2 protein-coding genes are annotated in these 1369 nt (G+C 61.1%); one reads left to right on the top strand and one right to left on the bottom strand.

Translation table 11 applies throughout. The features are described 5' to 3' along the window. The first annotated feature begins 58 nt into the window (after nucleotides 1-58). Nucleotides 59-310 carry a tyrosine-type recombinase/integrase gene (locus ABT116_RS46595; protein ID WP_351647316.1) on the top strand — a complete coding sequence of 84 codons (252 nt, stop codon included), beginning with the start codon at nucleotides 59-61 and terminating at the stop codon, nucleotides 308-310. Nucleotides 311-841: 531 nt separating this feature from the next. On the opposite strand, the gene ABT116_RS46590 is transcribed toward ABT116_RS46595, so the two are convergent. Further along, nucleotides 842-1369, bottom strand: a 528-nt coding sequence (locus tag ABT116_RS46590; RefSeq protein ID WP_351647314.1) for a hypothetical protein, incomplete at its 5' end; no start/stop codon positions are given.

Raw genomic sequence — 1369 nt, 5'->3', positions numbered from 1 at the left:
GGGCACTGCCGTCTGTGCAGGGAAGGGCCCCCGGTGGACAACCGGTGGACAGCCGTGCGTGACCCTCCATCAGGGGACGCAGATTCTTGACGTCGCTCAGGTTCGGCTCCACGACGCCCGACACACTTGCGGAACCCTCATGCACCTCCAGGGAGTCCCGATCGCGGTCATCGCAGCGTGGCTTGGTCACGCCGATAGTTCGTTCACAATGCGCACCTACACGCACTCTCAGACCGACGCTCTCGCTGCGGCTGCGACGAGTTTGGGATCGCTTGTGACAATCCGTGACAACGAACCGAAATCTTCCTAGAAACGAAAAAATCCCCGACCCGCATTTCTGCAGATCAGGGACTCTTTCCAACGCTCCCCCGGCTGGACTCGAACCAGCAACCGTCCGTTAAGAAGTCGTTTTGACATAGCCGCAGGTAGATGCGTTGTCAAAACGTCACTCGGCCTGCCGTGTCTAATTCTTCGCTAGACACTAGATGACCGTCACGAGACTTCAATTCGGGGGGTAAACGGGGGTTTGGGGGGCTTTCGCGGCGCGGTTCGCCCACCGGTCGGTCTGGGGTTCAGAGCCGCTACAGGGTGGCGTCCGGATCGTTGCCCCACACTCTCGACAGTAGTGCATCCGATGCCCGCCGTTGTGGGCAGTAACGCAACCGCAGACTTCCCAGCCGACGAGCGTTCGGTTCGGTGCGAGCAGGTGACCATTGGGACACTGCCGCGGCGCTCGCTCAATCTTCGACATATCGCAAGATTCGCACACATGTTCGAAGAATGGTAGCGTCGGTCAGGCGGGGTCGGGAGGGTAAGGGAAGACCAGCTCGGCCCCGCGTTCCTAGATCGGTGTGATCTGCAAGTACGACGTCGGTTGCATCTTCGACGATCCACCCGCATTGGCGGTATTCGTTGTCACGGACAGCACCTGGCCGTTCTTGACGTAGAAGTTCAATCCGGCCGGGAGGGTCGCGGAGTAGCTACCGAAGTCCACGCGCGTGATCTCCACCCCGTCGAGCTTGAAAATCGCAGTACCGGCACCGCTCCAGTACTCGCGGTCGATCTTGGCGGTCAGATTCACCGGACCGTCTCCCCTGACGACGAGACCGGCCGACGACGCCGTGCTGTTCGCGTCCCGGGGGGTCCACCCGACCAGGTCGGTATCTACAGTGGGGACGTTCTGCTGCGAGGCTGTCAGAGTGACCTGCTGGAGAGCTGCGATCGTGCGCCCCATTTTCGGCACCACTTCCAGCGACATCGATGCATAGCGAGACGTCGGATTGATCGTGTGCTCGAAGGAGTAGATCGCCTCGGCGTCGGCGAAGAAGCGGGCGATGTCGTGGTCCAGCAGGATGCCGTTGCCGCCGAA

It is taken from the genome of Streptomyces sp. NPDC002130, assembly GCF_040296465.1.
Taxonomy (GTDB): Bacteria; Actinomycetota; Actinomycetes; order Streptomycetales; family Streptomycetaceae; genus Streptomyces.
This window is presented reverse-complemented; position numbering and strand designations above follow the sequence as displayed.